Source organism: Streptomyces sp. NPDC056527, assembly GCF_042794475.1.
GTDB lineage: Bacteria > Actinomycetota > Actinomycetes > Streptomycetales > Streptomycetaceae > Streptomyces.
Genome location: NZ_JBHTTQ010000105.1, coordinates 1 through 24,424, shown reverse-complemented (window position 1 = coordinate 24,424; position 24,424 = coordinate 1). Strand labels below are relative to the sequence as shown.

Annotated in this window: 19 protein-coding genes; 8 read left to right on the top strand and 11 right to left on the bottom strand. The window is 71.4% G+C overall.

Features of this window, described 5'->3' with window-relative positions; translation table 11 throughout:
* Positions 1 to 55: 55 nt before the first annotated feature.
* The 3 genes from ACFQ7Q_RS31895 to ACFQ7Q_RS31885 all read right to left on the bottom strand — a co-directional run bounded on the left by ACFQ7Q_RS31895 (position 56) and on the right by ACFQ7Q_RS31885 (position 3,160).
* A complete protein-coding gene (locus ACFQ7Q_RS31895) occupies positions 56 to 1,453 on the bottom strand; it encodes an alpha/beta hydrolase (RefSeq protein WP_383561236.1) in 1,398 nt (465 codons plus the stop codon).
* A gap of 105 nt (positions 1,454 to 1,558) precedes the next feature.
* Positions 1,559 to 2,440, bottom strand: a complete 882-nt coding sequence (locus tag ACFQ7Q_RS31890; RefSeq protein ID WP_383561233.1) for a helix-turn-helix domain-containing protein — start codon at positions 2,438 to 2,440, stop codon at positions 1,559 to 1,561.
* Positions 2,441 to 2,452: 12 nt separating this feature from the next.
* A complete protein-coding gene (locus ACFQ7Q_RS31885) occupies positions 2,453 to 3,160 on the bottom strand; it encodes a class I SAM-dependent methyltransferase (RefSeq protein WP_383561231.1) in 708 nt (235 codons plus the stop codon).
* A gap of 119 nt (positions 3,161 to 3,279) precedes the next feature.
* Between ACFQ7Q_RS31885 and ACFQ7Q_RS31880 the strand changes: the two genes are divergently transcribed.
* Entirely contained in the window at positions 3,280 to 3,552 is a 273-nt protein-coding gene (locus ACFQ7Q_RS31880; RefSeq protein WP_383561228.1) for a DUF6343 family protein, read from the top strand.
* Between the two features lie 28 nt (positions 3,553 to 3,580).
* Here the strand turns inward: ACFQ7Q_RS31880 and ACFQ7Q_RS31875 are convergent, their stop codons facing one another.
* From ACFQ7Q_RS31875 to rpsA, 4 genes are all read right to left on the bottom strand, one after another.
* Positions 3,581 to 3,949, bottom strand: a complete 369-nt coding sequence (locus tag ACFQ7Q_RS31875; protein WP_376445837.1) for a tetratricopeptide repeat protein — start codon at positions 3,947 to 3,949, stop codon at positions 3,581 to 3,583.
* Positions 3,950 to 4,098: 149 nt separating this feature from the next.
* A complete protein-coding gene (gene coaE / locus ACFQ7Q_RS31870) occupies positions 4,099 to 4,707 on the bottom strand; it encodes a dephospho-CoA kinase (protein ID WP_383561226.1) in 609 nt (202 codons plus the stop codon).
* A 44-nt stretch (positions 4,708 to 4,751) separates the two neighbouring features.
* A complete protein-coding gene (locus ACFQ7Q_RS31865; RefSeq protein WP_383561224.1) occupies positions 4,752 to 5,690 on the bottom strand; it encodes a PAC2 family protein in 939 nt (312 codons plus the stop codon).
* A gap of 204 nt (positions 5,691 to 5,894) precedes the next feature.
* Positions 5,895 to 7,397, bottom strand: a complete 1,503-nt coding sequence (rpsA, locus tag ACFQ7Q_RS31860; protein ID WP_019885395.1) for a 30S ribosomal protein S1 — start codon at positions 7,395 to 7,397, stop codon at positions 5,895 to 5,897.
* 345 nt (positions 7,398 to 7,742) lie between these two features.
* Between rpsA and ACFQ7Q_RS31855 the strand changes: the two genes are divergently transcribed.
* Both ACFQ7Q_RS31855 and ACFQ7Q_RS31850 read left to right on the top strand, forming a co-directional pair.
* Positions 7,743 to 8,570, top strand: coding sequence for a class I SAM-dependent methyltransferase (locus ACFQ7Q_RS31855; RefSeq protein ID WP_383561222.1), 828 nt, complete (start codon positions 7,743 to 7,745; stop codon positions 8,568 to 8,570).
* A gap of 123 nt (positions 8,571 to 8,693) precedes the next feature.
* Positions 8,694 to 11,318: an ATP-dependent RNA helicase gene (locus ACFQ7Q_RS31850; RefSeq protein ID WP_383561220.1), complete on the top strand. Its 2,625-nt coding sequence runs from the start codon at positions 8,694 to 8,696 to the stop codon at positions 11,316 to 11,318.
* Here ACFQ7Q_RS31850 and ACFQ7Q_RS31845 read toward each other — a convergent pair.
* The 3 genes from ACFQ7Q_RS31845 to ACFQ7Q_RS31835 form a co-directional block, all read right to left on the bottom strand.
* Positions 11,302 to 12,264: a DUF3068 domain-containing protein gene (locus tag ACFQ7Q_RS31845; protein ID WP_383561218.1), complete on the bottom strand. Its 963-nt coding sequence runs from the start codon at positions 12,262 to 12,264 to the stop codon at positions 11,302 to 11,304. The genes ACFQ7Q_RS31850 and ACFQ7Q_RS31845 overlap by 17 nt on opposite strands.
* A gap of 13 nt (positions 12,265 to 12,277) precedes the next feature.
* Positions 12,278 to 12,418: an SPW_0924 family protein gene (locus tag ACFQ7Q_RS31840; protein ID WP_329121831.1), complete on the bottom strand. Its 141-nt coding sequence runs from the start codon at positions 12,416 to 12,418 to the stop codon at positions 12,278 to 12,280.
* Between the two features lie 176 nt (positions 12,419 to 12,594).
* Entirely contained in the window at positions 12,595 to 14,322 is a 1,728-nt protein-coding gene (locus ACFQ7Q_RS31835) for a lytic murein transglycosylase (RefSeq protein ID WP_383561216.1), read from the bottom strand.
* Between the two features lie 232 nt (positions 14,323 to 14,554).
* Between ACFQ7Q_RS31835 and ACFQ7Q_RS31830 the strand changes: the two genes are divergently transcribed.
* Positions 14,555 to 15,418, top strand: a complete 864-nt coding sequence (locus ACFQ7Q_RS31830; protein ID WP_383561214.1) for a DUF4184 family protein — start codon at positions 14,555 to 14,557, stop codon at positions 15,416 to 15,418.
* 71 nt (positions 15,419 to 15,489) lie between these two features.
* Here the strand turns inward: ACFQ7Q_RS31830 and polA are convergent, their stop codons facing one another.
* Positions 15,490 to 18,207, bottom strand: coding sequence for a DNA polymerase I (gene polA / locus ACFQ7Q_RS31825; protein WP_383561212.1), 2,718 nt, complete (start codon positions 18,205 to 18,207; stop codon positions 15,490 to 15,492).
* 124 nt (positions 18,208 to 18,331) lie between these two features.
* Here polA and ACFQ7Q_RS31820 point away from each other — a divergent pair, with 124 nt between their 5' ends.
* From ACFQ7Q_RS31820 to ACFQ7Q_RS31805, 4 genes are all read left to right on the top strand, one after another.
* A complete protein-coding gene (locus tag ACFQ7Q_RS31820) occupies positions 18,332 to 20,614 on the top strand; it encodes an FdhF/YdeP family oxidoreductase (protein WP_383561210.1) in 2,283 nt (760 codons plus the stop codon).
* Positions 20,615 to 20,689: 75 nt separating this feature from the next.
* A complete protein-coding gene (locus ACFQ7Q_RS31815; RefSeq protein WP_383561208.1) occupies positions 20,690 to 21,202 on the top strand; it encodes a PaaI family thioesterase in 513 nt (170 codons plus the stop codon).
* A 1,015-nt stretch (positions 21,203 to 22,217) separates the two neighbouring features.
* Positions 22,218 to 22,610 (top strand): hypothetical protein, encoded by a 393-nt coding sequence (locus ACFQ7Q_RS31810; RefSeq protein WP_383561206.1) that lies wholly within the window; start codon positions 22,218 to 22,220, stop codon positions 22,608 to 22,610.
* A gap of 446 nt (positions 22,611 to 23,056) precedes the next feature.
* On the top strand, positions 23,057 to 24,289 hold the full coding sequence (locus tag ACFQ7Q_RS31805) for a branched-chain amino acid ABC transporter substrate-binding protein (protein WP_383561204.1): 1,233 nt from the start codon (positions 23,057 to 23,059) through the stop codon (positions 24,287 to 24,289).
* Positions 24,290 to 24,424 lie beyond the last annotated feature (135 nt).

The window sequence follows — 24,424 nt, the reverse complement described above, 5'->3', positions numbered from 1 at the left end:
CGCCTGGACCCCCGTCCCGGGCGTGGCGCGCGCTCGCGCGGAGCCGCAACGGGCCCTACCGGAGCAGGAACTCCGTCGCCGCCCGTGCTCCGGCGTCACTGCGGCTCTGTGTGGAGTGACCCGCGCCCTTGAGGACGACCAGTTCGGCGCGGGGAGTCACCGCGGCCACCTCGCGGGCCCACTTCACAGGGGTGGACAGGTCCCGGTCCCCCGCCAGGAGCAGGACCGGCATGGTCAGCGTCCGCCCGGGCGCCGCCCGGTTGGGGCGGGAGGCCGGCCAGGGGAGGCAGGTCTGCGGGATGCCCTGTCCGCCCGCCGTCTCCCGTTCGAACGGCCAGACGTCCTTCGGCCTGATGCGCTGCACGGCCCGCTCCAGGGCGCGCTCCCGGCCCGCGACGGGTGCGGCGGCGTCACCCCAGGGCCAACGCGAGTCCGCGCAGAGCGTGGCGGCGTGCAGACCGGAGCTGAACTCGGCCGGGGGCTCCTCGGACGGTTCGGAGAAGCCGGCGACGAGCGCGTCGAGCCGCGCGCGGTCGCCGGCCGCGGAGGCATGGAGGGCGTCGAGAATGCCGAAGCGCGGGTCCTCGAGCCTCGGGTCGATGATGCTGGCGATGACCAGCAGGTTGAAGACGCCGACTCCGTTGCCGTCGCGGCGCACCACCTTCGCCAGGTCACGCGCCGGGTCGAAACCGCAGCGCTGTTCGCGGCAGGCGGCACGGAGCACCTGCGCGGAGTGGCCGAGCGAGTCCTCGTACAGCACTCCGCCGCCGTCGAGCGGAACGACGGAGTCCAGGACGAGTCGGCGCACCCGCTGGGGGTGGGTGAGGGCGTACTGGGCGCCGGTGAACGTCCCGTACGACACCCCGTCGACCGTCCAGGACGGCACGTGCAGGGCGCGACGCAGGTCCTCCAGGTCGGCCACCGTATCGGCGGTGGTGTAGAAGTTCCGGTTCCGGCCGAGGCTCGTGGCGCAGGCGGTGACGGCTCCGCGGGTCGGGGCGACGGTGTCGCTGCTGCCGACCTCCTTCTGGAGCGCGGGGCAGTCGACGGCCGCCTCACCGGTCCCCCGCTGGTCGATCATGACCAGCCGGTACTCGGCAAGCGCCTCGGGAAGGCGGGAGCGGATCCTCGCGACGAACGGGACGCCCGGTTGGCCGGGACCTCCGGTGAGGAAGAGGAGCGTCCCGCGCGGTGCGTCGGCCTTGCCGAGGACGGCGGTCCGGAGCTTCAGGGTGCCCGGGACGGCCCCGCCGCGGTCCAGGGGCACGGTCAGGTCGGCGCAGGTCACATCGGGCTGCCCCGGGCAGGGCCGGTGGCCGGTGAGCCCGGGTGCGTCCGGGGCCGGCGCGGCCGTGGACGAGGCGCCGGCGGCGCTGCCCGGGGCGGAGCCGACGCACGCGGCGGCCGTCAGGACGGCCGCCATGGTCATGCCCGCTCTGGCCAGAAAGGTCATCGTCGTTCCCCCGCTCGGAAGACGTCGTGCCGCCACCTCGCGGCACGGGCCGGGATTCCGGCCGGGGCCATCCTGCGGGCCGCGTCCCCCGGGGGCGTTGAACATTCATGCGCGATCCGTGAGAAGGCTCCGTACGGCGCTGGGCGCGTGGCCCGTCTGGCTGCGGCACATGCGGGTCAGATGGGCCTGGTCGGCGAATCCGTAGGCGTACGAGAGGGTCCGCAGGCTGTCCTCGCCCTCCTCCAGGGCATGCAGGACACCACGGACGCGCAGTTGGTTGCGATAGCGGGTGAGGGTCGTTCCGGTGACCGCGTGGAAGACGCGGCTCAGATGGTGCGGCGAGACGCCGACGGCGCGGGCCAGCTCCTCCAGGGAGAGCCGGAGCGCCGGGGTGCCGCCGGCGAGGGCGGCGCAGGTGTCGCGGACCAGATCGCCGTGCACGCGCGCGGTGGAGGGGCGGGCGGTGGTGTCGCCGCGCCAGTGGCCGGCGGAGGTGGCGACCAGATCGAGTAATCGGTGGAGCCGTTCGGCCAGTTCGAAGGGGTCGGCGCCGCGCCGGGCGGCGGCCAGGAGGGCCCGGTGGTGCAGGTCGGCGGCGCCGGAGACGGTGAACCTGCGGGTGCCGGGGCGGCCGTCGAAGCGGTCCGCGAAGAGCTGCTCGCCGATACGGATGTCCGTGGAGCGGTCACCCGCGCCCAGCGGATGGGCCACCCGTTGTTCGTCGCCCGGGCGGGTCAGATATCCGCCGGTGGAATCGACGAAGAACTCCTCGCCCGAGATCCGTCGCAGATACCCGCCGGAACGGGTGAGGACCACGGTGTACCCGTCCTCGTACCCGGGCCCGACGAACGCCGTCCGGTCCTCGCAGCAGAGGATGTCGTGGACGGTGATCCCGGCGGTCTCGATCCTTCGGCAGAGCGCTCCGCGCCGCTCGCGCACGATCTCGTCGCGGAGCAACTCCTCGATGCCGCGGACGTCCTTGTCCATCGACGTCCCCGTTCAGCGGGACATCGGGCGAGCCCTGACCCAGGTGCCGTCGTCCGTCAGATAGGCGTCCACCTCGAGCCCCGCCTCACCCAGATACCGCTCGAACTCCTCCTTGCTCAGGGGCCGTGAGCGGAAGGTCTGGGTCCAGCGCAGATCCGGGAAGAGGTACTCGGCGACGACCGAGTTGACGCCGTCGCCGACCGGGTCCGCCGACACGATCCGTACCGTGCAGCCGCCCGGGTCCTCGCGCTCCCGCGGCACCTCCTGGTGCCAGCGTTCGCCCTCGCGCTGGATCAGGACGTGGCCGTCGTCCCGGACATGACGTCTGCATGCCTCAAGAAAGCTCTGCCTGGTGTCGTGCTCGGCGGTGTGCACCAGGAACGACGCCAGCATCACGACGTCGAACCGCCGGTCCAGGCGCAGCGATTCGATCGGGCTCCGCACCGTCTGCGCACCGGGCACGCGCTCGCGGACCGCGTCGATCATCTCGGCGGACTCGTCCACCGCCGTCACGGCGAAGCCCCGCTCGACCAGAGGGCCCGTCACCCGTCCCGCTCCGCAGCCCAGTTCGAGCAGCGAGGCCCCGGTCGGCACGGCGGCCTCGATCACGTCGGGCTCCCTACCAACCCCGAGACGCCGGTAGACCTCCACGGCGCATCCGTCCGGGGTGATGGCTCCGGGCCCTGTCCCTTGGTGTCCCTCACGCATCCGTCCGCTCATGCCCCGGAGAACGACGGGGGACGTGCGGCCGTTCCCGACGCCGGGCCCGTTCACCCTTCCGCTGCGGGGGTAGACCTTCAGTAGGGCCTCGGGAGTTCTCGCGAGGAGAGGCGACCGCGATGCGTACGGGGAGTGAGCCCAGGACCGCGCGGAGTGCCCTGCGGATGCGGTTCTGGCTGAGTCTGTGGGGTCTGCTCTGGGCCGCCTTCGGTACGACGGTGTTCGCCCTGGTCGGCAGGCCCGGGTGGGCCGCGGCCTGTGGGGTGCTGTTCCTGGTGGCCGCGGTCGACATGTCGATGGTGCTGCACCACATCCGCCAGGGCCCGCACTGGCAGCCGGGGCGGGACATCCCCCCGTACGAACCCGACCACGGCGGCACGGGCCGCCGCTGACGCATGCGTCGCCCGGCGCCCTCCCGGGTCAGTCTTCGGTGCCGAAACGGGCCGCCTGGAGGTACTCCGGCTTGGGATCGAGCGCGGCCGCCAGCCTGAAGTGCCGGGTCGCCTGGTCGGGGCGGCCGGAGCGCTGGAAGGTGCGGGCGAGCGCGAAGTGCGCGAACGCGTTGTCCGGCTCGCGCTCCAGGACGAGTTCGAATTCGAGCTCCGCCGGCCGAAGCTGCGCCGCGGCGAAGAACGCCCGGGCGCGCAGCAGTCGTGCCGCGGTGTTCTCGGGGTGGGCGGCGATCACCGAGTCGAGCAGTTTCACGGCACCGCGAGGGTCCCGCGCGGCCAGCAGCTGCTCGGCGGCGCGGAAGTCGATGACGTGGGTTTCGGGGTTCCTCTCGGCCACGGTGGCATCCTTCCCTTGCTCCGGCGGTTCAACATCGCTTACGGCAGCGGTATTCCGTACCGGAATACGATCCGGCCACCGCCTGCGCGATCCCTACCCATCCGGGCGCGTGGGTGATCTGCGCGCGCCCCGGAGCTTCCCCGGATTTCCTACCGGCCCTTGTCGGCCGCCCGCTGCGTCAGCTCCGCCCAGACCTTCCGCACCTGCGGCTCCAGCGCCTCCAGCGGCCCGTCGTTGTCGATGACCAGGTCCCCGACCGCCCGCCGCTCCTCGCGCGTGGCCTGGGCCGCCATCCGGGCCCGCGCCTCGGACTCGGCCATGCCGCGCAGTCGTACGAGCCGGTGGAGCTGGGTCTCGGGGGACGCGTCCACGACGACGACCAGGTCGTAGAGCGGGGCGAGACCGTTCTCGGTCAGGAGGGGCACGTCGTGGACGACCACGTCGTCCGGCCCCGCGGCGCTCTCCAGTTCGGCGGAGCGGGCACCGACGAGGGGGTGCACGATGGCGTTCAGGGTGGCGAGGCGGTCGGCGTCGGCGAAGACGATCGAGCCGAGCTTCGGCCGGTCCAGGGTGCCCTCGGCGGTCAGGATCTCCGGCCCGAACGCCTCCACGACGGCCGCGAGCCCGGGTGTCCCGGGCTCGACGACCTCGCGAGCGATCTTGTCGGCGTCGATCAGCACGGCCCCGTACGAGACGAGCAGCCGTGACACTTCACTCTTGCCGGCGCCGATACCGCCGGTCAGGCCCACCTTCAGCATGAGCGGCAGCTTAGGACCCCTGGGCCTCCCCCGGCCCGCCGGGGCTATGCGTCGCCTTCGCGCTCGGCGAGGAAGCGCTCGAACTCCCGGCCCAGCTCGTCCGCGGACGGCAGGTCCACGGGCTCCGCGACCAGGCTGCCCCGGGTCTCGGCGCCGGCCGCCGCGTCGTACTGGTGCTCAAGGCCCTGGACCAGGGCCGTCAGCTCGTCGTCGCCCTCGCCGATCTGGCGCTCGATCTCGGTCTGGGTCCGCCGGGCCTCCGTGCGCAGCGCATGCGCGACACCGGGCAGGACGAGCCCGGTGGCGGCCGTGATGGCCTCCAGGGCGGTCAGTGCGGCGTCCGGGTAGGACGAGCGGGCGACGTAGTGCGGGACATGGGCCGCCACACCGAGCGTGTCGTGTCCGGACTCGGTGAGGCGGAACTCGACCAGCGACTCAGCGCTGCCGGGCACCTGGGCCTCGTCGAAGGGGCTGCGGTGGCCGGGCATCAGGTCCGTACGGCTGCCGTGCGGGGTGAGGCCGACGGGGCGGGTGTGCGGTACCCCCATGGGGATGCCGTGGAAGTTCACGGACAGACGCACACCGAGCCGCTCGACGATCTGGCGGACCGCGGCGGAGAAGCGCTCCCACTCCACGTCCGGCTCGGGGCCGGAGAGCAGCAGGAACGGCGCGCCGGTGGCGTCCTGGACGAGCCGGACCTCGATGGCGGGCGTCTCATACGCCGTCCAGCGGTCCCGGCGGAAGGTGAGCAGCGGCCGGCGTGCGCGGTAGTCCACGAGCCGGTCGTGGTCGAAGCGGGCCACGACCTGGTGCGGCAGCGTGTCCAGCAGGCGTTCGACGATCTGGTCGCCGGTCTCGCCCGCGTCGATGTAGCCCTCGAAGTGGTACAGCATGACCAACCCGGCCGACTCCTGCGCCAGGGCCACGTCCACGACGGCCAGGCCCTTCTGGTCCCATTCGTACAAATCCTGGGGATCAAGCACGATTACCGCTCCTCCTCGCGTTCGTAGAAAAGAACGCCCCGCGACGCACGGCCATTCCCCCGGCACCGGTTTTCGTGAACGGAGTGTCAGCGGCCGGGCACGCGCGCGTGGGGCGACGCGGACCCGGGAACGACTGAGGCCCGCTCCCCCGAAGGGGAGCGGGCCTCGATCGTTGGCTAGCTAGTACCTAGCAGCAGAGCCGATTCAGCTCTGGCCGCCGGCCAGCTTCTCGCGCAGGGCCGCCAGGGCCTCGTCCGACGCCAGGGCGCCGGAGTTGTCGTCCGACTCCGAGGAGTACGAACCACCGGAGACGCCCGCCGGGGCACCGGCCGGAGCGGCGGCGCCACCCTCGGCAGCGGCAGCCTCGTCGGCCTCGCGGGACTTGATGACCTGAGCCTGGTGCTGCTCGAAGCGCTGCTGCGCCTCGGCGTACTGGGTCTCCCAGGCCTCGCGCTGGGTCTCGTAGCCCTCGAGCCAGTCGTTGGTCTCGGGGTCGAAGCCCTCGGGGTAGATGTAGTTGCCCTGGTCGTCGTAGGACGCGGCCATGCCGTACAGGGTCGGGTCGAACTCGACCGACGCCGGGTCGGCACCGAAGGACTCGTTGGCCTGCTTCAGGGACAGCGAGATCCGGCGACGCTCGAGGTCGATGTCGATGACCTTGACGAAGATCTCGTCGTTGACCTGGACGACCTGCTCCGGGATCTCCACGTGGCGCTCGGCCAGCTCGGAGATGTGGACCAGACCCTCGATGCCCTCGTCCACACGGACGAACGCACCGAACGGAACCAGCTTGGTGACCTTGCCCGGGACGACCTGACCGATCTGGTGCGTGCGGGCGAACTGCTGCCACGGGTCCTCCTGCGTCGCCTTCAGCGACAGGGAGACACGCTCGCGGTCCATGTCCACGTCGAGAACCTCGACGGTGACCTCCTGGCCGACCTCGACAACCTCGGACGGGTGGTCGATGTGCTTCCAGGACAGCTCGGAGACGTGCACGAGACCGTCGACGCCACCCAGGTCCACGAAGGCACCGAAGTTGACGATCGAGGACACGACGCCGGAGCGGACCTGACCCTTCTGGAGGGTCGTGAGGAAGGTCTGGCGAACCTCGGACTGGGTCTGCTCCAGCCAGGCACGGCGGGACAGGACCACGTTGTTGCGGTTCTTGTCCAGCTCGATGATCTTCGCCTCGAGCTCCTTGCCCACGTAGGGCTGGAGGTCGCGGACGCGACGCATCTCGACCAGGGAGGCCGGGAGGAAGCCGCGGAGGCCGATGTCGAGGATGAGACCACCCTTGACGACCTCGATGACGGTACCGGTGACGATGCCGTCCTCTTCCTTGATCTTCTCGATGGTGCCCCAGGCGCGCTCGTACTGGGCACGCTTCTTCGAGAGGATCAGGCGGCCTTCCTTGTCCTCCTTCTGGAGAACCAGGGCCTCGATCTCGTCGCCGACCTTGACGACCTCGTTCGGGTCGACGTCGTGCTTGATCGAGAGCTCGCGGCTCGGGATGACACCTTCGGTCTTGTAACCGATGTCGAGCAGGACCTCGTCCCGGTCGACCTTCACGATGACGCCGTCGACGATGTCGCCGTCGTTGAAGTACTTGATCGTCTCGTCGATCGCGGCGAGGAAGGCTTCCTCGTTACCGATGTCGTTGACCGCAACCTGCGGGGTGGTGGCGGTGGTCTCGGTGCTGCTCGTCATGTGGGAAAGGGCTCCGGTTACGGACAGAAAGTCGTAGGTACTGCTACGCCGAGAGCCCGTATCGCACCGAAGAAGCCGGACAGCCAATGAAGCGCCTTCCCGACTGAACGGTGGGGCGCCTCGAGAACCGAGGGGACATACAACCGTGCGAGCGCGGCCTGCTCCGTCTGAGGCGCGCAGGCCCGCAGCGCAACCTTTAGCATACGGGGGCAGCCGGACAGGGTCAATGCGCGAAGCGCGCACCCGGGGCGGATCACCGCATAACCGGCACAATTCACGTCCCCCCAGGCCATCCCGACGGGGGCAGCGCAGCCGCGCTGAGCGCAAACTACATCGACGGGCGAGATGAACCAAGAGTACGAACAGGAAGACGGACTCGACGAGGAGCCCGAGGCGACCCGGCGTGACGCCGGAGACGCGGAGAGCAGTCGGGCGAGCCGCGGATGGTGGGACCGGAACGCGGACGAGTACCAGAACGACCACGGGGCGTTCCTCGGGGACGACCGTTTCGTATGGGGTCCGGAGGGTCTGGACGAGGCCGAGGCCGGCCTGCTCGGCCCGGCCGGCGCGCTGAAGGGGCTGGACGTCCTGGAGATCGGCGCGGGGGCGGCGCAGTGCTCGCGCTGGCTCGCGGCGCAGGGCGCACGGCCGGTGGCGCTGGACCTCTCGCACCGGCAGCTCCAGCACGCGCTGCGGATCGGCGAGGACGTGCCGCTTGTCGAGGCGGACGCGGGAGCGCTGCCCTTCCTCGACGGTTCCTTCGACCTCGCGTGCTCGGCGTACGGCGCGGTGCCGTTCGTGGCGGACCCGGTGAAGGTGTTCCGCGAGGTGCGCCGGGTGCTGCGGCCGGGCGGCCGGTGGGTCTTCTCGGTGACGCATCCGATCCGCTGGGCGTTCCCGGACGAGCCCGGCCCGGAAGGGCTCTCGGTCGCGTCCTCCTATTTCGACCGCACTCCTTATGTGGAGCAGGACGAGCGGGGGCGCGCCGTCTACGTGGAGCACCACCGCACGATCGGCGACCGGGTACGGGACGTGGTGGCCGGCGGATTCCGGCTGGTGGACCTGGTGGAGCCGGAGTGGCCGGCGTGGAACAGCCAGGAGTGGGGCGGCTGGTCCCCGCTGCGGGGGAATCTGATCCCGGGCACGGCGATCTTCGTGTGCGAGAGGGACTGACAGGCACCGGTGCCAGCGACCCTACGAGCCGCACTCGTCACACGGGCCGCACTTGTCATATGAGAGGACGGGGCCTGTGGACAGCCGGGCCCGCCGTCGGCGAGGACGTACGAAACTGAGTGCGTGATCCGACACGACGCACTCGACCGTCTCCCCGTCCGCCATGCCGTCCCCGAGCTGCTTACCGCGCTCGAGGAGCGCGGCACGGCGGTGCTGTACGCGCCTCCCGGCACCGGCAAGACCACGCTGGTGCCGCTCGCGCTCGCGGGTCTCATAGGGGACGGACCGCGACGCCGGGTGCTGGTGGCCGAGCCGCGCCGGATGGCGGTGCGGGCGGCGGCCCGGCGGATGGCGTGGCTGCTGGGCCAGGAGGTCGGCGAGGCCGTCGGCTTCTCCGTGCGCGGCGAGCGCCGGACCGGCCCCGCGACCCGCGTCGAGGTGGTGACCACGGGTGTCCTCCTCCAGCGGCTCCAACATGATCCGGAGCTGGCGGGCGTGGAGGTGGTGCTGCTCGACGAGTGCCACGAGCGTCATCTGGACGCGGACACGGCGATGGCGTTCCTTGTGGACGTCCGGGCGACGCTGCGGCCGGAGCTGAAGCTGATCGCCGCGTCGGCCACCAGTGACGCCGAGGCGTGGGCGCAGCTCCTGACGGTCCTGGACGGCAGCGGTCCGGCGCCGATCGTGTGGGGCAAGGGAGAGGGACACGGATACGAGGTCCGCTTCGCCGTGCCGCCCGCCGGGATCCGGCCGGCGCACGGCACCTGGGTCGATGCCGCCCTGCTGCGGCATGTGGCGGCGACGGTCAGGCTCGCCTGCGAGCGTCACGAGGGCGATGTCCTCTGTTTCCTGCCCGGCACGGGAGAGATCGCGCGCACGGCGGGGATGCTGGCGGACCTCGACGCCGACGTGCTCCAGCTGCACGGGCGGGCCCCGGCCGCGGTGCAGGACACGGTGCTGCGCGGGACGGAGCCCGGAGGACGGCGGCGGGTGATCCTCGCGACCTCGGTGGCGGAGTCGAGCCTCACCGTGCCGGGGGTGCGGATCGTCGTGGACTCGGGCCTCGCTCGGGAGCCGCGGATGGACCATGCCCGGGGGCTCGGTTCGCTGGCCACGGTGCCGGTGTCGATCGCGGGCGCCACGCAGCGCTCCGGGCGGGCCGGACGCGAGGCCTTCGGCACGGTGTACCGCTGCTGGGCGGAGGCGGACGACGGACGGCGAGCGCGCTTCCCCTCCCCCGAGATCGAGATCGCCGACCTGGCCTCCTTCGCGCTGCGGACCGCGTGCTGGGGCGACCCCACGGCGGCGGGGCTCGCCCTCCTGGACGCCCCGCCGGCGGGTGCGATGACGGCGGCCCGTGCCGCGCTGGCCGCGGCCGGGGCGGTGAACGACGAGGGCAGGGCCACGGATCGGGGTCTGCGGATGTCGCGACTCGGCCTGCATCCCCGGCTGGCCAGAGCGCTCCTGGACGGCGCGCCCGAGGTGGGCGTCCGGCGGGCGGCGGAGGTGGTGGCGCTGCTCAGCGAGGAGCCGCCCAGGGAGTACGGAGACGATCTGTCGGCCGCCTGGCGTGCGGCGCGGCGGGGCGGTGACGCGTACGGGGCGCGATGGAAGGCGGAGGCCCGCCGCCTGGAGCGGTCGGCCGCCGACGCGGGAGCCGGCGGGCCGGGGGACGGCGGTGGCGCGCGGACCGGATCCCGTACGGGCGGCACGGACCCCGCCGGGTCCGCGTCGCGGCCGGGTGGCGTCGGCCCCGTGGCGGCCGGCGACGACGCGGTGGCCGGGCTGGTGACGGCGCTGGCGTTTCCCGAGCGGGTGGCCAGGGCCCGGGAGGGCGGTGGGTTCCTGATGGTGTCGGGGACGGGCGCCGAACTCTCCGAGGCGTCGGGACTGCGCAGCGCCCCCTGGCTGGCCGTGGCCGTGGCGGACCGGCCGGTGAGGAGCGCCGCGGCCCGGGTGCGGCTGGCGGCCGTGGTGGACGAGGGGGTGGCGCGGGCCGCCGCCGGGCACCTGTTGCGGGCCGGTGAGGAGGTCCACTGGGAGGAAGGGGACGTGGTCGCGCGGTCCGTGTCCCGGCTGGGCGCCGTCGAACTCTCCACGCGGCCGCTCAGGGACGGCGCAGACCCTCACCTCGTACGGGCGGCCCTGGTCGACGGGTTGCGGCGCGAGGGGCTCGGGCTGCTGCGGTGGAGCCGGGAGTCCGAGGAGCTGAGACAGCGGCTGGGATTCCTGCACCGGGTCCTGGGCGAGCCCTGGCCCGAGGTGACGGAGGGATCGCTGCTCGACCGTGCCGAGGAATGGCTGGAGCCCGAGTTGTCCCGTGCGCGGCGCCGGGCCGACCTGGGCCGGATCGACGCGGGACAGGCGCTCCAGCGACTGCTGCCCTGGGCGACCGGCGAGGCGGGGCGGCTCGGCGAGCTGGCTCCCGAGCGGATCGAGGTGCCGAGCGGGTCGCGGATACGGGTCGACTACAGCGGCGAGAAGCCGGTCCTCGCGGTGAAGTTGCAGGAGATGTTCGGCCTGGCCGAGACGCCGAAGGTCGCGGGAACGCCGGTCGTGGTCCATCTCCTCTCCCCGGCCGGGCGCCCGGCGGCCGTGACCGCCGATCTGGCCTCGTTCTGGCGCGAGGGGTACCGCTCGGTGCGGGCGGAGCTGCGCGGGCGCTACCCCAAGCACCCGTGGCCGGAGGACCCCGCCGCCGCGGAGCCGACCCGGCACACCAGCGCGCGACTCAGGAGGGAGCGGTAGCCGGCGTGGGGCCGGGGCGCCGGCCGCGGGCCTCCAGCCAGAGCGCGAGGGCGAGCAGGGCGAGGGAGAGGGTGACGAAGGTCCAGGGCAGATAGGAGGTGACGAGAAGGACCACGGTCCGGTTGGTCTTGACGAGCTCGACGGTGGACCGGATGTAGTCCTCGCGCATCTTCACGTGGCCGGAGAAGGCGGTGACCTTCCACGCGGTCTTCTCGTTGCGGAGCTCCTCCTTGTGGATCTCCTCGCCGTTGACGGGGGCGCCGGTGACGGGATCGACCCAGAACATCCGCTTGGTGGTGTACCAGATGGACATGCCCGACTGGGCGATCATGTCCGGGGTGATGCCCTTGACGGGCATCGTCTTGGGCATGGGGACCTTGGTCCAGGGGATGGTCTGCTCGAAGTAGTAGACCTCCATGCCGCGGAAGGTCCGGGTGCCCTTGTAGTGGATGGGTGCCGTGGTGCGGGACCGGGAGTCGTAGTACTGGTAGTCCCGCTTCTCGGCGAGGAAGGGCCATTTGAACTCGATGCCCTCGCGTCGGACGGCGTCGCCGTCGACCATCGCGCCGGTGGCGTTGACCGGATCCTGGGTGTGGGCGTCGAAGATGTACCGCTCGGGGATCTGGGAGACCATCTTGCCGTCGGGGCCGGTGATGTAGGTGAGGGCGTCCCATACGACGACATCGCGGCCGGCGTCGCGCTCGATCCGCTTCGACTCCTCCACGTTGCCCTTGAGGGTCTGGATGATCGTGAGCTTCTCGACTTCCTTGGCCGTGAGGGTCGAGTAGTCGACGAGGGTGGCGGGCTTCGACTCCAGGACGATCTCCTGGTACTGGTTCGGCGGGATCTTCACCACGCGGGGGAAGACGTACCACCGCAGGGTGGGAGCCATCGCGGCGAAGAACACGGCGAAGGAGAGCAGGACGAGGCTGGCTCGGCGGCGCATGGAGTGGCTCCTCCTACTTCTTGGGGCCGGGGTCGGCGGTGAGGAGGGGCTGGGGCGAGGTGGGTCCGTCGGGCGGCAGGTCCACCACCGAGACGAGGAGGATGACGAGGAGGACTGGGACCAGCCCGATGGCGGCGGCTACGAGGGCGCGCATGGTCGGCCTCCGGTGCTCGATCTGATGCGGCGTCAGGGCTGGGGCACCGTAGCAACGCGACCGCGAGATGAGAACACGTTGCACTCAGAACACAGAGCGCCGCCCCTCCGTCCGGGCGGACGAAGGGGCGGCGAGGGCATGCGGGCCGTACGGGAGGGACCGGCGGTCGCGCCGGGTCAGGGCGCCGGCGTCGCCTCGGTCGAGCCGCTCGGCGACGGGGTCGGGGTCGGCTCGGGCGTGGGGGCTGTGACCTTGAGTTCGATGGTCACGGTGCCGCCGCCGGGCGTTGTCAGACGCAGCAGGAAGGTGCCCGCCTCGCCGTCCGCGTAGATGTCGGGGAGCGTGAGCAGACCGTTCTCGTCCGTCTTCAGGCCCGTGAGCGTGCGCACCGGGTTGCCGTCGGCGTCCTTGAAGTACGGGCCCTTGGTGTTCGTCTGCGGGTCGTCCGCCGAGGTGATCATGGTGGCGGTGAGAGCGACCGACGGGGCGACGGCACCGTCGAGGGTGGCCTTCACCAGGACACGGTCGGCGAACCGCTCGCCGGTGGTGGCGGTCAACTCCTCGGCGTCGCCTCGCGCCAGGGTGTCGGCCGTCCGCTCGGTGACCGTCGCGGAGAAGTCGACGGGGGCGAGGGCCCGGCCCACGACCGTGGCCCGGACCGTGAACGTGCCCGGCTTCTCGCCCGCCCGGACGGGCGGCGCGACGGCCTTGCCCGCGGAGCCGGTGGTGACGGTCACGCTCTTCGCCACACCGCCGAGGTTGGCGTCGGTGGAGCCGACGATCTCGAAGCGCACGGAAAGCCCCGCGACCGGCTTGCCGTTCGCGTCGAGCGCGAGGACGGTCGGACGACCGTCGAAGACACCGCCGGCGGTGGCCGTCAGGGCACCCGTGCCGGCGTCCTTGATCCGGACCACCTTCGCGGTGGCGGGCGGGTCGACGGGCGGCTTGGTCGGGGGCGTGGTGGGAGTGGAGGGGTTCGGCTTGGGCGTGCCCGTCGAAGGGGACGGCGCGGGGGTGACCGGGTCGGTCGGCTTCTGCGTCTGCCCGGGCGTGGTGGTGCGGGGGGTGTCGCTGCGGTCCACCGGCAGCTGACCGGTGCCGTCCGGCACCTGGTGGGTGCCGCGCTTGTAGTACTCGAACCAGGAGAGCACCGTGTGCAGGTACTCGGTCGAGCGGTTGTAGCTGAGGATCGCCCGGTCCAGGTCGGCCTTGACCGCGAGGTCGCGGTTGTTGGCGCAGAGGTAGAGACCGGCGGCCTGGGCGGCGTCGTAGATGTTGTTGGGGTCCTTGCGGCCGTCGCCGTTGGCGTCCTGACCCCAGGTCGCCCAGGTGGAGGGGATGAACTGCATCGGACCGACCGCGCGGTCGTGCGTCGTGTCGCCGTCGAAGGCGCCGTTGTCGGTGTCCGAGATGTTGGCGAAGCCGACACCGTCGAGCTTCGGGCCGAGGATCGGCGAGTCCGTGGTGCCGTTGGCGTCGACACGGCCGCCGCGCGCCTGCCCGGACTCGACCTTGCCGATGCCGGCGAGCAGCTGCCACGGAAGGTTGCACGCGGGGTCGCTGGCCCGGATGGACTGTTCCGCCCGCTTGTAGGCGGCGAGGACGGACGCGGGTATGCCGGCCTCGGCGGGGCCGGTGACGATGGGCAGGTCTATGGAGGTGCCGGGCTTGTTGGGCGTGTTCAGCGGCGGGAGTTGGGTGTAGTACGGGGAGTCGCCGGTCGCCGTGTCGTCGGGGGACGCGGGCGTGTCACCGACTCCGACGGGCCGGTCGCCGCTCGCGTTGTCCGAGGGCGGCGGGGTCACGCCGGGCGCCTGCGAGGCGGCCAACGCCGCCACCGCCGCGGCCACGACGGCACCACTGGTGGCTCCCCTGCGCAGCCGGCGGCCGAATTGCGCTGCCATACGTCTGGTCCCTCCCCCTCGACTGCACCCGCGCTCCCCGCGCGTTAACACAGGAGACCCTATGACACCTACGGACCCCGGGACACCGTGGCCTGATCGTGTTTCACGCTTTCGTCACCTCTTGGCCGCTCGCTGTCCCTTCACGACCGCTCCCGCATACTGGGCGTGATCGCCGACCCTCGGCCGCAGGGGAACTCCGTTGGCCGGCGCGGATCCTGAGGGGGATGTTCCGATGCCGTTCACGCTGAGTCATGCCGCCGCGGTGCTGCCCGGCATCCGCCGCGACGGCACCGCACGCGGACCGCTGGTCGCCTCCGCGCTGGTGGCGGGCTCGTTCTCGCCCGACATGACCTACTTCGCGGCCACCGCGATCCCGGACGCGATGTTCTTCGGCGATGTCACGCACTCCGCCCTGGGAATCGTGACCGTCGATGTGCTGATCACCGCGGCTCTGGTGGCGGCGTGGCTGATGGTGCGTGAGCCGCTGGTGGCCCTGTTGCCGGCCCGGTGGCGGGGGCGGGTGTACGGGTTCGTCCGCGGCCGCTCCTGGCGGGGGCGGCCGATGGCGCCGCTGGCCGGCTGGTTCGTGCTGTCGGCGGTGCTCGGCGCCACGACCCACGTGGTGTGGGACGCCTTCACCCATCTCGACCGCTGGGGCACGCGGGCGATTCCGTTCCTCGGCGAGATCGTGGCCGGCTTCCCGGTCTATCTCTATCTCCAGTACGGGGGTTCGGCGCTCGCACTCGTCCTGCTGGGGTGGTTCACGGTACGGGCGCTGCGGACGGCCGCCGGTGACATCGCGGCGCCCCCGGCCGTACCGGTCCTCGGCCGGCGGGAGCGCCGGCTTGCGGGCGGGCTGATCGGTCTGTGCGTCCTGGCCGGAGTGGTGCACCGCTGTCTGCGCTGGTACGCGTACTGGGGGCGTATCGAGACCCCTCTGGACATCGTTCCGACGGCCTGCTTCGGGGCCGGCGCGGGCCTCGCCGTCGGGCTTGTGCTCTACGGGGCGGGGATGCGGCTGCGGAGGACGGCGCCGTCCCCCGGGGCGGCACACACAGGGGATCGCGAGCCGGCGGACTCCCGACCGGGACACTGACCGGGGCCTTGGCGGCTCCCGCCATGACGTGGCAGGGCCCCCACGGCCGTGACCGTGGGGGCCCTGTCGCGTCAGTGCGCCGCGGACTCCCAGTCCGGGCCCACGCCGACCGAGACGTCGAGGGGGGCGCGGAGGGTGACCGCCGAGGACATCTCCCGGCGGATCAGGGACTCGACCTGCTCGCGCTCGCCGGGGGCCAGCTCCAGAACGATTTCGTCGTGGACCTGGAGGAGCATCCGGGAGGTGAGACCCGCCTCCGTCAGCGCCCGGTCGACGTTCAGCATCGCGACCTTCACGATGTCCGCCGCGGTGCCCTGGATCGGGGCGTTGAGCGCCATCCGCTCGGCGGCCTCGCGGCGCTGGCGGTTGTCGCTGTTCAGGTCCGGGAGGTAGCGACGGCGGCCCAGCATCGTCTCGGTGTACCCCGTGGCGCGCGCCTCGTCGACGACCCGGCGCAGATAGTCGCGCACTCCGCCGAAGCGCTCGAAGTACGTGTCCATCAGGGCACGCGCCTCGCCCGCCTCGATGTTCAGCTGCTGGGAGAGGCCGAAGGCCGAGAGCCCGTACGCCAGGCCGTACGACATGGCCTTGATCTTGCGCCGCATCTCGGCGTCGACCGCTGACCGCTCGACGCCGAAGACCTGCGAGGCGACGGTGGTGTGCAGGTCCTCGCCGGAGGCGAACGCCTCGATGAGGCCCTCGTCCTCGGAGAGATGGGCCATGACGCGCAGCTCGATCTGGCTGTAGTCCGCCGTCATCAGGGCCTCGAAGCCCTCGCCCACCACGAAGCCGTGCCGGATCGCCCGGCCCTCGTCGGTGCGCACCGGCACGTTCTGCAGGTTCGGGTCGGTGGAGGACAGTCGTCCGGTCGCGGCCACCGTCTGGCTGAAGGTGGTGTGAATGCGGCCGTCGGCGGCGATGGTCTTGATCAGGCCCTCGACCGTGGAGCGCAGCCTGGCCTGCTCACGGTGGCGGAGCATGATCACCGGCAGCTCGTGCTCGGTCTGGGCGGCCAGCCAGGCCAGCGCGTCCGCGTCCGTGGTGTACCCGGTCTTGGTCTTCTTCGTCTTCGGCAGGTTCAGCTCGCCGAAGAAGACTTCCTGGAGCTGCTTGGGCGAGCCGAGGTTGAACTCGTGCCCGACCGAGGCATGCGCCTCCTTCACCGCCTGCTGGACGGCGCCGGCGAACTGCTGCTCCATGGCTTCCAGGTGGGCCCGGTCGGCGGCGATGCCGTGCCGCTCCAGACGGGCCAGCAGGATGGAGGTGGGCAGCTCGACCTCGTGCAGGAGCTCCCGCGCCCCGACCTCGCCGAGCTTCTCCTCGAAGGCCGCGCCCAGGTCGAGGACGGCGCGGGCCTGGGTCATCAGGGCCTCGGCCTCTGCGGTGTCGTCGGCGCCGAAGGCGAGCTGTCCGTCGGCGGCGGCCGCCGGGGCGAGCTCACGGCCCAGGTACTCGACGGAGAGCGCGTCCAGGGCGAAGGAGCGACGGCCCGGCTTGACCAGATAGGCGGCGAGCGCGGTGTCCATGGAGATGCCGGCGACGCTCCAGCCGTGCTCGGGGAAGACCCGCAGCGCGCCCTTGGCGTTGTGCAGGACCTTGGGCCGCTCCGGGTCCGCGATCCAGGCGGCGAAGGCCTTCTCGTCGGCCTCGTCGAGCTGAGTGGTGTCGAACCAGGCCGCGGCGCCTCCGGCGGCGGCCAGCGCGATCTCGGTGACGCTGCCGGTGCCCAGGGCCCAGCTGTCGACCGTGGCCACGCCCAGCGGCCCGGCGCCGTGCTCGGCGAGCCAGGGCGCGAGCTCACCGGCGCCGAGGACGGTGCCGTCCAGCTCCACACCGGCGGCGGGGGCGGCGGGGGCGGCGGGCTGAGCCTCGGCGGCACCCGGGTCGACGGCGAGGAGCCGCTCGCGCAGCGAGGGGTTGCGGATCTCCAGGGTGTCGAGGACCAGCGCGACGGCCGTGCGGTCGTACGGCGCGCGCTCCAGGTCCTGGACGGTCCGCGGCAGCTCGACGTCCCGCACCATCTCGGTGAGGACGCGGTTGAGCTTGACCGACTCCAGGTGGTCGCGGAGGTTCTGCCCGGCCTTGCCCTTGACCTCGTCGACCCGCTCCACCAGCTCGGCGAACGAGCCGAACTGGTTGATCCACTTCGCCGCGGTCTTCTCGCCGACGCCGGGGATGCCGGGCAGGTTGTCCGACGGGTCTCCGCGCAGCGCGGCGAAGTCCGGGTACTGCTGGGGGGTGAGGCCGTACTTCTCCTCGACCTTCTCGGGCGTGAAGCGGGTCAGCTCGGAGACGCCCTTGGTCGGGTACAGCACGGTCACGTGGTCCGTGATCAGCTGGAAGGAGTCGCGGTCACCGGTGACGATCAGGACCTCGAAGCCCTCGGCCTCGGCCTGGGTGGCGAGCGTGGCGATGACGTCGTCGGCCTCGAAGCCGTCGATCGCGAACCGCTGCGCGTGCATCGCGTCCAGCAGCTCGCCGATCAGCTCGACCTGCCCCTTGAACTCGTCCGGGGTCTTGGAGCGGTTCGCCTTGTACTCCGGGAACTCCTCGGAGCGCCAGGTCTTGCGGGACACGTCGAACGCGACGGCGAAGTGCGTGGGCGCCTCGTCGCGGAGCGTGTTCGCCAGCATCGACGCGAAGCCGTAGATGGCGTTGGTCGGCTGCCCGGTCGCGGTCGTGAAGTTCTCCGCCGGCAGCGCGAAGAACGCCCGGTACGCCAGTGAATGCCCGTCCATGAGGAGCAGGCGCGGACGGTTGTCTTGGGTCTTCGATGCTGTCTCAGCCACGGGGACGATCCTGCCACGGACCACTGACATTCCCGCCCTCGTCGACCGAGAGGCAAGGGCTGTCCGTGCCGCGTGACAGGATCGGGTACGTACGCCACACGACGACCGCTCAAGGGAGAGCGCGATGGTCAGCAAGCCCCCCGCCGGCGACCCGGTCCAGGACGCACCGCAGGTCGCGCCGCCCCAGCACGCCGCCGCCGGGCTTCCCGCCGTCGCCCACACCCTCAAGATCGCCCAGGCGCAGATGGGGGTGCGGCGCACCGCGCGGACCCTGCTCAAGGTCAATCAGAAAGACGGCTTCGACTGCCCGGGCTGCGCCTGGCCGGAGGCCGACAAGCGGCATGTGGCGGAGTTCTGCGAGAACGGGGCGAAGGCGGTCGCCGAGGAGGCGACGCTGCGCCGGGTCACGCCCGACTTCTTCGCCGCGCACCCGGTGGCGGACCTGGCGACCCGCAGCGGGTACTGGCTGGGGCAGCAGGGCCGGCTCACGCAGCCGATGTATCTCCCCGAGGGTGCGGAGCGGTACGAGGCGGTGACCTGGGAACGGGCGTTCTCGATCATCGCCGAGGAGCTGACCGCCCTCTCCTCCCCCGACGAGGCGCTCTTCTACACCTCGGGCCGGACGAGCAACGAGGCCGCGTTCCTGCTTCAGCTCTTCGCCCGCGAGTTCGGCACGAACAATCTGCCGGATTGTTCCAACATGTGCCACGAGTCCTCCGGTTCCGCGCTCAACGAGACGATCGGCATCGGCAAGGGCAGCGTCTCGCTGGAGGATCTGCACCAGGCCGATCTGATCGTCGTCGCCGGGCAGAATCCGGGGACGAACCACCCGCGGATGCTCTCCGCCCTGGAGAAGGCGAAGGCCGGGGGCGCGCGGATCATCTCGGTGAACCCGCTGCCGGAGGCCGGCCTCGAGCGGTTCAAGAACCCGCAGACCCCGCAGGGCATGTTCAGGGGCGCCGCGCTCAACGATCTCTTCCTCCAGATCCGTATCGGCGGCGACCAGGCGCTGTTCCGGCTGATCAACAAGCTGATCCTGGAGACTCCGGGCGCCGTCGACGAGCAGTTCGTCCGCGAGCACACCCATGGGTACGAGGAGTTCACGGCGGCCGCCCGCGCGGCGGACTGGGACGAGACCCTCGCCGCGACCGGTCTGACCCGCGCCGAGATCGAGCGCGTCCTGGAGATGGTCCTCGCCTCCGAGCGGACCATCGTCTGCTGGGCGATGGGGCTCACCCAGCACAAGCACTCCGTGCCGACCATTCGCGAGGTGGTCAACTTCCTCCTGCTGCGCGGCAACATCGGCCGGCCCGGCGCGGGCGTCTGCCCGGTCCGCGGCCATTCGAACGTGCAGGGCGACCGCACGATGGGGATCTTCGAGCGGCCGGCGCCCGCCTTCCTCGACGCCCTGGACAAGGAGTTCGGGATCGTCTCGCCGCGCCACCACGGCTTCGACGTGGTCCGCTCGATCCAGGCGCTGCGCGACGGAGAGGCGAAGGTCTTCTTCGCCATGGGCGGCAACTTCGTCGGGGCCACCCCCGACACGGAGGTCACCGAGGCCGCGATGCGCCGGGCCCGGCTGACGGTCCACGTCTCGACGAAGCTGAACCGCTCGCACGCGGTCACCGGCACGCGCGCGTTGATCCTCCCGACGCTCGGCCGCACCGACAAGGACGTCCAGGCCGGCGGCAAGCAGTTCGTCACGGTCGAGGACTCGATGAGCCTCGTCCATGCCTCGCGCGGCAATCTCCCGCCCGCGAGCCCGCATCTGCTCTCCGAGCCGGCGATCGTGGCACGGATGGCCCGGGCGGTTCTCGGGGCCGCCTCGGCCACCCCCTGGGAGGAGTTCGAGAAGGACTACGCCACGATCCGGGACCGCATCGCGCGCGTGGTGCCCGGCTTCGAGAACTTCAACGCCCGCCTCGCCGCCGACCCGGGCGGCTTCGCGCTCCCGCACGCCCCGCGCGACGAGCGTCGCTTCCCCACCGCCACCGGCAAGGCGAACTTCACGGCCGCGCCCGTCGAGTACCCCACGGTGCCGGAGGGCCGGCTGCTGCTGCAGACCCTGCGCTCGCACGACCAGTACAACACCACGATCTACGGCCTCGACGACCGCTACCGCGGCATCAAGGGCGGCCGCCGGGTCGTCCTGGTCAACCCCGAGGACGCGGCGGCGCTCGGGCTGGCGGACGGGTCGTACACCGATCTGGTCAGCGAGTGGAAGGACGGCAGCGAGCGCCGGGCGCCCGGCTTCCGGGTGGTGCACTATCCGACGGCCCGGGGCTGCGCGGCGGCGTACTACCCGGAGACGAACGTCCTGGTGCCCCTGGAGTCCACGGCGGACATCAGCAACACCCCCGCCAGCAAGTCCGTCATCGTGCGTCTGGAACAATCACCCTCTGCCTAAGCGTTTGCTCAGGCGGATCAGGGTTCAGCGGATCGATGGATCAGCAGCCGTACGAAGACGAACGGAGCCGGGCCGATGGGTGAGCAGCAGCATGTGAAGTTCCCGCAGGAGGTCATCGACGAGTACGCCGCGCTCGGCGTCGATCTTCCCGCCCTCTTCTCGGCCGGGCACCTCGGCAACCGCATGGGCGTGCAGATCATCGAGGCCTCGGCCGAGAAGGTCGTCGGGACGATGCCGGTGGAGGGCAACACCCAGCCGTACGGCCTGCTCCACGGCGGCGCCTCCGCGGTCCTCGCCGAGACCCTCGGCTCGATCGGCTCGATGCTGCACGGCGGAGTCTCCAAGATCGCGGTCGGCGTGGACCTGAACTGCACCCACCACCGGGGGGCCCGCAGCGGCCTGGTGACCGGTGTGGCGACGCCGGTCCACCGTGGCCGCTCCACGGCGACGTACGAGATCGTGATCACCGACGAGCAGGACAAGCGGGTCTGCTCGGCGCGTCTGACCTGCATGCTCCGTGAGATCACGGCCAAGGACGCCGACAACCTCCCGGACGCGGGCAAGGACGGCGGCCCCGTCGGCGCCTGACCGCGGACCGCCACCGCGATCCATTCCCGGCCCGGGACGGACACCTCCGTCCCGGGCCGAGCCATGTGGGACGAGCCGCGTCGGGCCGGGACGGGCCCTACCGGGACGGGCCACACCATGCCGAGCCGAGCCGTACCGTGCCGTGCCGTGCCGTGCCGTGCCGGGGACGAACCGTGCCGGGGACGAACCGTGCCGGGGACGAACCGCGTCGGGGACGAGCCGTGCCGTGCCGGGCCATGCACAGGTCGAGCCCGCCATGCCCCGGGCCACACCGGCCCAGCCAGGCCACACCGTGCCGGCCCGGCCATGCCCCCCAGGCCACACCAGCCCGGCCAGGCCGGGCCGAGCCGTCTCGGGGCCGCCGGGCGGCCGCTCCCGGGACGCTGGGCGCGGGCTGGCGGCCCACAAGCCCCGGATTCGGGAACGATCAAGGCCCCGCGGTCACCGGGTGTCACCGCCGCGCGAACCGATGCGTCTCCCGGCCGATGGCCGGAGCGCCCGCTCCGGAGGGTGCGGAGCCCCCTCTTCCGGGCAGCGTCGGGGGTGCGGCACACAGGGCTCCGGAACACCGGCCCCCGGACGCGGAACATCGGCTTCCGAACGCCGGGCCCGCCGGCCGACCCCTCTCGCCGCCGCAGGGAAGTATCGACTTCCGGACACCGAGGTCGCCCGTCCGACCGCCGCGGGCCGGAGAGCGGGCGCCGCACCACGAGGCGGCGGTGTCCGCTTCGAGGTGCCGGTCACCTCCACCGCGCTCAACGCCGCACCGATGCGGCTCCGCACGACCGCACCGCAGGGCAACAGCGGTATGTGTCGGGGTGATTCGGACGGACCGGACCTCGCCACGCGGGCCTGCCCACGGGCCCTGGCCACCTCCGCCCGGCCCCCGCCACACCACGCACGTGGTGCACCGGCTCGACACGACCTGCGCCCACGCCCCCTTCACACCTCCACCCAACTGACGTAATCAGCCAGCCTGTTGTGCCCTCGCACGAGATCCCCTAGCGTCCCGGGCATGAGGTTCCCGCCGCACGGTCCGGCAGGCACCGCGCTCGCCGCGGTCCTGACCGCGGGCGCTCTGGCCGCCCTGCCCGGCTGCTCGGACGACAGCCCCGACCCGGCGCCCGAGCGGCCCAGGACAGCGGTGGACATCTGCGCCGACCTCGTCGCGTACTGGGTGAAGGAGGCGCTCACGGGGAGCAAGTGGGCGGGGCTCGACTGGGAACAAAAAGGGCTTTCCAACGAGCAGTTGAAGATCCACGACGAGGTCCTCACCGGCGCCCGGGCCAAGGAGCGCCAGGAGGGACGCGAGGTCGCGCTGGCCTTCGCCGACCAGGAAGCCCGAAGACGGTGCGCGTCGACGAACGGAGCGACCGGGAGTTCGGAGAACTGGAAGCCGCCCCCGTAACACTCCGTGACATCCACCCCTCATCCAGCGGTGCACCGTGGTCGGCGTTCCGTCCGCTGGCGTTTAGGCGGGTGTCCGGTATCCGGAGACCGTCAAAAGCGGTCCGACAGGAGCAAGATCTGCTCAAGCCCCTTAGCGGAACTGCGCGTTCTCACTATGTGAACAGCATGTTGCTGACCGGTATGCCCCAGTTTGCCCACCCCCTGTCCACCTCCTCTCCTCCTCGCGATAACAAGACAGTCACATCCTGACCTCCTCGCTCCCCACCTCCCCCACCTGCGCTTAGAGTCACCGCCAGTCACCGCGCCGCCGGGCGCGTCCACTGCACGGCCCAGTACCACCCAGTCATCCCCAGTACGGCCCGGCATTCACAAACGGCACCTCCAGCTACACGCTTCACGGCACCGCCTCAGCTCGAGGGGGCCGCGCCAGGGAAAGGATTCATCGTGCGACACCGTTCCTTGCTCATCCTCACCACCGTGATCACCACGGGAGCACTCACCCTCACCGCCTGCGGTTCGCGCGACGACAAGGGAACGAGCGACAACTCCAGCGGCACGACCACCGTCGTCATCGGTGTCGACGCTCCGCTCACGGGCTCCCTCTCGGCGCTGGGTCAGGGCATCAAGAACTCCGTGGACCTGGCGGTCCAGACCGCCAACAAGAACAAAGAGGTCCCGGGCGTCACCTTCAAGATCGAGGCCCTCGACGACCAGGCCGTGCCGGCCACCGGCAAGGCCAACGCCACCAAGCTCGTCGGCATCAAGGACGTCCTCGGCGTCGTCGGCCCGCTGAACTCCGGCGTCTCGCAGTCCATGCAGGCGGACTTCGACAAGGCCAACCTCACGCAGGTCTCCCCGGCCAACACGAACCCCTCGCTCTCGCAGGGCGACAACTGGGGCAAGGGCGACTTCAAGCGTCCCTTCAAGACCTACTTCCGTACCGCCACCACCGACGTCATCCAGGGCAAGTTCGCCGCGAACTACCTGTTCAAGGACGCCGGTAAGAAGAAGGTCTTCGTCGTCAACGACAAGCAGACCTACGGCGCCGGTCTCGCCGCGATCTTCTCCGACGAGTTCAAGCGCCTCGGCGGCACCGTCGTCGGCACCGACTCCGTGACGGTCAAGGAGACGGACTTCTCCTCCACCGCCAACAAGATCAAGGGCTCGGGCGCCGACTCCGTCTACTTCGGCGGCCAGTACCCCGAGGGCGGCCTGCTCTCCGACCAGGTCAAGAAGACCGGCGCCAAGATCCCCACCATGGGTGGCGACGGCATCTACGACCCGGAGTTCATCAAGGCGTCCGGCGAGGCCAACGACGGTGACCTGGCCACCTCGGTCGGCTTCCCGGTCGAGAAGCTCCCGACCGCCAAGAAGTTCATCGCCGACTACACCGCGGCCGGCTTCAAGGACCCGTACGCGGCCTACGGCGGCTACTCCTACGACGCCGCGTGGTCGATCATCCAGGCCGTCAAGGCCGTCGTCGCCGCCAACAACGGCAAGCTCCCCGACGACGCCCGCGCCAAGGTCACCGAGGCCATGTCCAAGGTCTCCTTCGAGGGTGTGACCGGCAAGGTCTCCTTCGACCAGTACGGCGACACCACGAACAAGCAGCTCACCGTCTACCAGGTCAAGAACGGCGCCTGGGTCGACGTGAAGTCCGAGACCTTCAAGGACTGACCCCGTACCACCCCGTAACACGCACCAAATGAACCAAGCCGCGGGGGGGGGGCCAAAAACCCCCCCCCCCGGGGGTTAAAACAAAACCACAAACGAGGCCCCGCGGGGGAAGACCAAACCCCAAAACAAGCCCAA